5 protein-coding genes are annotated in these 7248 nt (G+C 69.7%); 2 read left to right on the forward strand and 3 right to left on the reverse strand.

Going from position 1 to position 7248, the window contains the following annotated elements:
* On the forward strand, nucleotides 1–1940 hold a 1940-nt coding region (locus ABDW21_RS04400), incomplete at its 5' end, for an SDR family NAD(P)-dependent oxidoreductase (RefSeq protein WP_343710098.1).
* A complete protein-coding gene (locus ABDW21_RS04405; RefSeq protein WP_343710099.1) occupies nucleotides 1937–3241 on the forward strand; it encodes a carotenoid oxygenase family protein in 1305 nt (434 codons plus the stop codon). The genes ABDW21_RS04400 and ABDW21_RS04405, both read left to right, overlap by 4 nt.
* Before the next feature lie 23 nt (nucleotides 3242–3264).
* Here ABDW21_RS04405 and ABDW21_RS04410 read toward each other — a convergent pair whose 3' ends face one another.
* The 3 genes from ABDW21_RS04410 to ABDW21_RS04420 are packed head-to-tail and all read right to left on the reverse strand — an operon-like array spanning nucleotide 3265 to nucleotide 7030.
* Nucleotides 3265–4062 carry a slipin family protein gene (locus tag ABDW21_RS04410; protein ID WP_343599152.1) on the reverse strand — a complete coding sequence of 266 codons (798 nt, stop codon included), beginning with the start codon at nucleotides 4060–4062 and terminating at the stop codon, nucleotides 3265–3267.
* Nucleotides 4059–4688 carry a hypothetical protein gene (locus ABDW21_RS04415; RefSeq protein ID WP_343710100.1) on the reverse strand — a complete coding sequence of 210 codons (630 nt, stop codon included), beginning with the start codon at nucleotides 4686–4688 and terminating at the stop codon, nucleotides 4059–4061. The genes ABDW21_RS04410 and ABDW21_RS04415 overlap by 4 nt, the downstream gene beginning before the upstream one ends.
* Nucleotides 4689–4690: 2 nt before the next feature.
* Nucleotides 4691–7030, reverse strand: a complete 2340-nt coding sequence (locus ABDW21_RS04420) for a cbb3-type cytochrome c oxidase subunit I (RefSeq protein WP_343599155.1) — start codon at nucleotides 7028–7030, stop codon at nucleotides 4691–4693.
* Nucleotides 7031–7248 lie beyond the last annotated feature (218 nt).

The raw sequence follows: 7248 nt of genomic DNA on the forward strand, positions 1-7248 counted from the left end.
TGGGCTCGATCGGAATGGGCGCCGCGGCCGGCGGGCAGGCCGGCACGACGGCCGTCGGCCGGATCAGCCGCGCCGGAAGCGCCGTCGCCGACCTCAGCGTCGGCGACCTTGTGCACGCCGTGCTGCCCGGGGCGCCGCGCTCCCACGCCATCGTGCCCCGGCTGCGCGTGACCGCCCTGCCGGACTCGATGCCCTTGCCGGACGCCGCCGGGCTGGACGCGATGGCGATCGCCTACCACGCGCTGGTGACGACCGCCCAGCTGCAGAAGGGCGAGACGGTGCTGATCGCGGACGCGGGCGGCGGTGTCGGGCTGGCGGCCGTCGGGATCGCCCGCTGGATCGACGCCGACGTCATCGCCACCGCGGGCTCGCCGGCCGACAGTGACCACCTGCGCGCTCTGGGCGTCACGCGGGTGAGCACGTCGCGCGACGTCGCGTTCTACGACGACGTGATGACCTGGACCGAACGCCGGGGCGCGGACGTGGTGCTCAACGCAGCCGGCGGGGAGCTGATGGCCAAGAGCGCCGCGTGCCTGGCGCCGTTCGGCCGGTTCGTCCAGGTCGGGGCGACCGGTGACGAGCAGCACCCGCTGCCGGGTCTGCGCGGCCGCGTCGCGAACCTGGTGTACGCGTCGGTGGACTTCGCGCAGCTGAGCGCGCACCGGCCCGAGTACGTCGCCGGACTCTACGCCGAGGTGCTGGCCCTGATCGAAGGGCACCAGCTGCCCGCTGTGCCGGTGGCCGCCGTCCCGGCCGCGCAGCTCGACGAGGCGTTGCGGCTCCGCGACCACCGCGACCAGCCGGGCGTGGTGTGCCTGGCGCTGCGCGATCCGGAGCTGACGCTGCGGGCGGACCCGCCGCCGCGGATTCGCCCGGACGCGACCTACCTGGTCACCGGCGGCCTCGGCGGATTCGGCCTGGAGACAGCGATGTGGCTGGCCGAACAGGGCGCCCGGCACCTGGCGCTGGTGAGCCGCCGCGGTGCGTCCACACCCGAGGCGCGCGCGGCGACGACGGACCTGGCGGCGCGCGGCGTCGAGGTGCGCGCCTTCGCCGCCGACGTCGCGGACCGCGGGCAACTGGCCGCCGTGCTCGGCGAGGTCGCCGCCACGATGCCGCCGCTGCGGGGCGTCGTGCACAGCGCCGCGGTGTTCGACGACCGCCCGGTGGCCGACCTGGACCGCGCTGCGCTGGACCGGGTGCTGGCGCCCAAGGCGGCCGGCGCGGTGAATCTGCACCAGCTCACCGACGGGCTCGACTTCTTCGTGCTGTACTCGTCGATTTCGTCGCTGATCGGCAACCCCGGGCAGGCCAACTACGTCGCCGCCAACGCCGCGCTGGAGGCGCTGGCCGCGCTGCGGCGCCACCGCGGCCAGCCGGCGTCGGTGATCGCCTGGGGTGCGCTGGCCGAGACAGGTCTGGTCGCCCGCGAAGCCAACGTCGCCCGGCACCTCGGGCAGCTGGGCATCGTCGCGCTCGGCATCGACGACGCGCTGGCCGCGCTGGGCGAGGTGATCGACCGCGGCATCGACAGCCTGGTGGTGGCGGACGCGGACTGGTCGCGGCTGGCGTCGATGATCCCGGTGACCTCCGGCCGGAGCCGGCTGCAGTGGCTTGCCCCGGCCGGCGACCGTGCCGGGGCGGCGGACAGCCCGGCGGCGCGGCTGCTCGACGGGCTCGACGACGAGGCGGCCCGCGACGCGGTGCACACCGTCCTGACCAAGATCGTCGCCGGGGCGCTCGGTGTCGACGAGACGACGTTCGAGCCGTCGCAGCCGCTGCGCGAACTCGGGGTCGACTCGCTGATGGGACTCGAGATCGCCGCCGCGATCGAGAAATCGGTGGGGCTGACCATGTCCGCGGTCGAACTGGCCGCCGGCTGGTCGACCGAACAGCTCGCGGACATGGTGCTGCGCCAGCACCGGGGCGACGCCGCATGACGTCCGCCGACACCGTCCTGCCGGTCTTCCGCACCAACCACGCTCCGGTCGGCGACGAGCTGACCGCGTTCGACCTGCCGGTCGACGGCGCGATCCCCGCCGAGCTCGACGGCTGGTACCTGCGCAACGGCCCCAACCCGCGGCAGCGCGGCGGGCACTGGTTCACCGGCGACGGCATGATCCACGGTGTCCGGCTGCAGGGCGGCCGGGCGGCCTGGTACCGCAACCGCTGGGTGCGCACCGAGAGCTTCGAGCGCCCGTTCCCGGTGTACGGCCCGGACGGAACCCGCAACCTGCACTCCAGCGTCGCCAACACCCACGTCGTGCGCCATGCCGGCCGGACCCTGGCTCTGTCCGAGTCGTCCCTGCCCTACGAAATCACCAACGAGCTTGCGACCCTGGGGGTTTACGACTTCGGCGGCAAACTCGCCAACTCGATGACCGCGCACCCCAAGCTGTGCCCCGACACCGGCGAGTTGCACTTCTTCGGCTACGGCAGCCTGCTCGCGCCGCACGTCACCTACCACCGCGCCGACGCGTCGGGCGAGCTGGTGGTCAACCGGGGCGTCGAGGTCGGCGGGCTGACGATGATGCACGATTTCGCGCTGACCGCCGGCCACGTGATCTTTCTGGACCTGCCCGTGGTGTTCGACCTCGACGTCGCGCTGCGCCGCGACGGCGACGTTCCCTACCGGTGGCGCGACGACTACGGCGCGCGCCTGGGCGTGCTGCGCCGCGACGACCCGCACGGCCCGATGCGCTGGTTCGACGTCGAACCCTGCTACGTGTTCCACGTCGTCAACGCCTACGACCACGCCGATTCCATTGTTTTGCACGTGGTCCGGTATTCCCGGCTGTGGCGCGGCACCAGCGGCTTCGACACCGACACCCACGCGGTGCTGTGGCGCTGGACGATCGACCTGGCCGACGGCACCGTGAACGAGACCCAGCTCGACGACCGCGGGGTCGAATTCCCCCGCATCGACGACCGGCGGACCGGATCGCCGGCACGCTACGCGGTCACCGTCGGCAGCGGCGCGCTGATCCGCTACGACCTGGACCGCGGCGGCGCCGACGAGCAGCGGCTCGGCGCCGCGGAGCCCGGCGAGGCGGTGTTCGCCCCCGCGGCCGGGTCCGACGAGGCGTCGGGCTGGTATCTGTGCTACGTCTACGACCCTTCCCGCGACGGCAGCGACCTGCTCGTCATCGACGCATCCGATTTCAGCGCGGAACCCGTTGCGCGCGTGCGGCTTCCGCGCCGAGTTCCGCACGGCCTGCACGGCAGCTGGATCACGGACTGATCCGCCCGGCCTGGGGTGGCGGGTCAGCGGCGATCGCCGAACGCCCCGGCGATATCGGCGAGGACCTCCGGATGTTTGAGGAACGGGGTGATGATGTCGACCGGCAGCGGGAACACAACCGTCGAATTCTGGTCCGCACCCAGCTCCAACAATGTTTGCAGATAACGCAATTGCAGCGAAGCGGGATTCTTCGAGAGCGTCTCCGCCGCGGCGCGCAGCTCCTCGGAGGCCTGCAGCTCGCCGCGGGCGTTGATGACCTTGGCGCGGCGCTCCCGTTCCGCCTCGGCCTCGCGGGCCATCGCACGCTGCATCGACTCGGGTATCTCGACGTCCTTGATCTCGACCACCCGAACCCGGACGCCCCACGGCTCGGTTTGCTTTTCGATGATGGAGCGCAGGTCGCTGTTGAGGTCTTCGCGGTGCGCCAGCAGGGTGTCCAGGTCAGCGCGGCCAAGAAGCGAACGCAGGGTGGTCTGGGCGATCTGCGAGGTGGCGACGGCGTAGTTCTCGACGGCCAGGATGGCTTTCAACGGGTCGGTCACCTGGAACATGACGACGGCGTTGACCCGGGCCGGGACATTGTCGCGGGTAATCACCTCCTGCGGCGGTATGGTCAGTGTCACAACCCGCTGGTCGACTCGGATCATTCTGTCCACCAACGGGATCAGGAACTTCAGGCCGGGCCGGTAGAGCGGCCGGACGTGGCCCATCCGGAACACCACTCCGCGCTCGTATTCGCGCAGCACCGCCAGCGAGAAGAACGTCAGCGCGATTGACAGCACGATCGCGAGCACCGCCAGGGTGACCAGAGCTGAGGTCATGGTGTCTTCTCCTGTGTGTCGGTCCAGCCGCCGCCCCACCGGGTGGAGTACCGATCGATCGCCGCGGCCACCCGGTCTTCCATACCCGACCGGTGCGGCAGGTACTCGGGAGCATTCGACGGTGTGTTCCACAAGTGTCGCGCCAGAGGCAAACCCGCGGCAGTCACCGCCGTCGCGGCGCCGATCAACACCAGCACGTCGGCGAGGCTATGTTGGCCGATCAGCATTGCCAGCGGCATCACGACCCCGAGAGCGGCCACGCAGCAGGCGATTCCGCGGTGGAACCGGCCGGCGTCGGAATGCGGCCACGGATCGATCTCGCGGCTGATCTCCCGCCCGTGATGCGACGTCGTGCAGCTCGCCTTGACCGGGCAGCTGTTGCACACCACCGGCGACGCCCGATACCGGACCACGCGATGCCGGGGATCGAACGACGTCGGCCACAGCCACTGGTCCTGCGGACACACCCAGGCGTCGTGGTCGGGGTGATACACGAAACCACCGGTGCGCCAACGGCCTGCGTGTCGCGAAGCACGTTCGGCCATGGCGTCGAAGCCCCACGCGACGGCCACCAGGGTCAGCGCGTAACCGGCGACCAACCACACCGACGTCGCGGGCGCGGCCATCGTCATCTCCCGGTCGGCGCCGAGGATTCCGCGCTGGCGGCCGGATCCACCTCGGTGTAGAGCGCAGGCTCGGGCAGCTCCTCGGCGGCGGTGCCGGACCGGAGGTTGCGCAACGCCGTCCACGCGACGTACATGAACGGCAGCACGCCGCCGACGATGAGGATCACGTCACCGGGCAGCCGCAGCCATTCCAGCAGCGAGTTTCCGGGCCGGGTGATGTAGCCCAGCGACCGCGCCTCGAAGTAGCCGTCACTGACCGAGTGGTACAGCTGCAGCACACCGAGCGGCAGCAGCGTGGCGAACACCATCCACGCCAAACCAAGGTTCATGCCCCAGAACGACACTCGCGCCCACTTTTCCGGCCACTTGTCGGGCGGTATCACATAGCGGAAGGCGAACATCGCCAAACCCACGGCCAGCATGCCGTAGACGCCCAGCATCGCGGCGTGAGCGTGGTTGGCGGTCAGCGCGGTGCCGATCTCGTAGTAGGAGACAATCGGCAAGTTGATCAGGAACCCGAAGACGCCTGCCCCGAGGAAGTTCCAAAATCCCACCGCGACCAGGAACATCACCGCCCAGCGGTGCGGGAACGGCTTGGCGTCACCGGACTGCTGGCGCGACCCCAGCTGCAGGAACGCCCACGCCTCGACAGTCAAGAATGTCAGCGGAATCACCTCGGCGGCCGAGAAGAACGCACCCAGCGCCATATGCTCCACTGGCGTTCCGGAGAAGTACAGGTGGTGCATGGTCCCGATCACGCCGCCGGCGGAGTACAAGATGATGTCGAGGTAGATCACGCCCAGGGCGATCCGCTCGCGCACCACCCCGAGCAGCACGAAGATGTAGGCGACCATCACCGTGGTGAACAACTCCAGGAAGTCCTCGACCCACAGGTGCACCACCCAGAACCGCCAGAAGTCCGCGACGGTGTAGTGCGTTGCGCCGCCGGCCAACACACCGATCGTATAGAACACCGGGATGGCCAGCCCGGCGAAGAAGAACAGCCACGGCATGTTCATCTTCGATTCGCCGCGCAGCCGGCCCCGCATCCCGCGCCAGATGATGGCGATCCAGAAGAACATGCCGACAATCAACAGGATCTGCCACAGCCGCGGCAGGTCCAGGTACTCCCACTGCTGGGACAGCAGGCCGCCTGCCGGGATCACGCCGTAGATCGACAACGCCTCGGTGATCAGCGAGCCGAACACCACCAGCGCGACCGCGCCGAGCAGACCGTAGGCCAGCCAACTCTGACGCCGCGGCTCACGGCGGCCGATGAACGGCACCAGGAAGATTCCGCCGGCCAGGAACGCCGCGGCGGTCCAGAACAACGCCAGCTGAACATGCCAGGTCCGCGCCAGGTTGTAGGGCAGCACGCGGGCCAGGTCCAGGCCGAAGAACGTCGACAGGTCGGCGCGATAATGCTCGGCGGCGGCGCCGACCAGCGTCTGGGCCAAGAAGAGCACCGACACGACGGCGAAGAACCAGATGGTGGCCCGCTGCGCCGGTGTGAGGCTCACCTCGCCCGGCTCGCGGAAGGACAGTGTGGACGTCTCCGCCCCGTGCCAGCCGATCTTCTGGCTCCAGCGGCCGTACACGGTGAACATGACGCCGATGCCGCCGAGCAGCGCGATCAGCGACAGCGCCGACCACACGATGACGGGGGCGGTGGGCCCGTTGTCGACGCGCTTCTCCGAGGGCCAGTTGTTGGTGTAGCTGTAGCTGTGGCCGGGCCGCTCGGCCGCCGACGCCCACGCCATCCACGCGAAAAACGCTGTCAGGTCGTGGATCTCGGCGCGGTCGGTGACCAACTTGGGCAGCAGGCCGTACTTGGTGGAGTTCTCGCCGAAGTAGGCCGCGTAATGGCGCGCGATGTCGTCGAACGCGCGGGCCTGCCGGTCGGTGAACACCAGCGTGCCGGTGTTCGGGTCGTAGCGGTTCGCACGGAATTCCGCGACCACCCGGTCCCGCGGGTCCGTCACGCCGTGTGCGCGAAATTGGTCGGCGACGTCGTCGGTGGCCATCCGCAGATAGTCGGCGGTGTAGTCCGGTCCGAGATAGGCGCCGTGACCGAGCACCGATCCGTATTCCATCAGGCCGCGGGCCTGAAACAGCTGCTGACCGCGGGTGATCTGGTCCCCGGTGAACAGCACCCGGCCGGACTCGCTGACCACCTTGTCGGGCAACGGCATCGACGCGGTGTAGGTGCGGTACGCGAGGATGCCCATCACCAGGAAACCGAAGATCATCACCAGGGCCACACACTGGACCCAGCCCTTGCCGATCAACGGTTGCGATCCGGTGGCCTCGAAGCGCTGCGAGCCCGCTGACGTGGTTGCCATTACGAGTCCCTTCGATGGATTGCCCGGTATTCGGTCTCCTGCGGCCCGGCGCCACGCCGAAAACGCCGCCGGCCCGATCATTGTCGCTCTCCGGGCAGGCGCGCTACCGCGAATTCGGCAACGAGGACCAACGGCGGTGAATCGGGGACCAATGGCACCCCACGAATGCCCGCCCCGCCCGTTACCGTCGGTGAGAGCACGGGGCTCGTTCTCCGCAC

The sequence above is a fragment of the Mycobacterium sp. genome (assembly GCF_039583805.1).
Taxonomy (GTDB): Bacteria; Actinomycetota; Actinomycetes; order Mycobacteriales; family Mycobacteriaceae; genus Mycobacterium.

Coding starts and splice junctions, on each gene's coding strand:
- ABDW21_RS04405 (WP_343710099.1), top strand. CDS start 1,937: ATGACGTCCGCCGACACCGTCCTGCCGGTCTTCCGCACCAACCACGCT.
- ABDW21_RS04410 (WP_343599152.1), bottom strand. CDS start 4,062: ATGACCTCAGCTCTGGTCACCCTGGCGGTGCTCGCGATCGTGCTGTCA.
- ABDW21_RS04415 (WP_343710100.1), bottom strand. CDS start 4,688: ATGGCCGCGCCCGCGACGTCGGTGTGGTTGGTCGCCGGTTACGCGCTG.
- ABDW21_RS04420 (WP_343599155.1), bottom strand. CDS start 7,030: ATGGCAACCACGTCAGCGGGCTCGCAGCGCTTCGAGGCCACCGGATCG.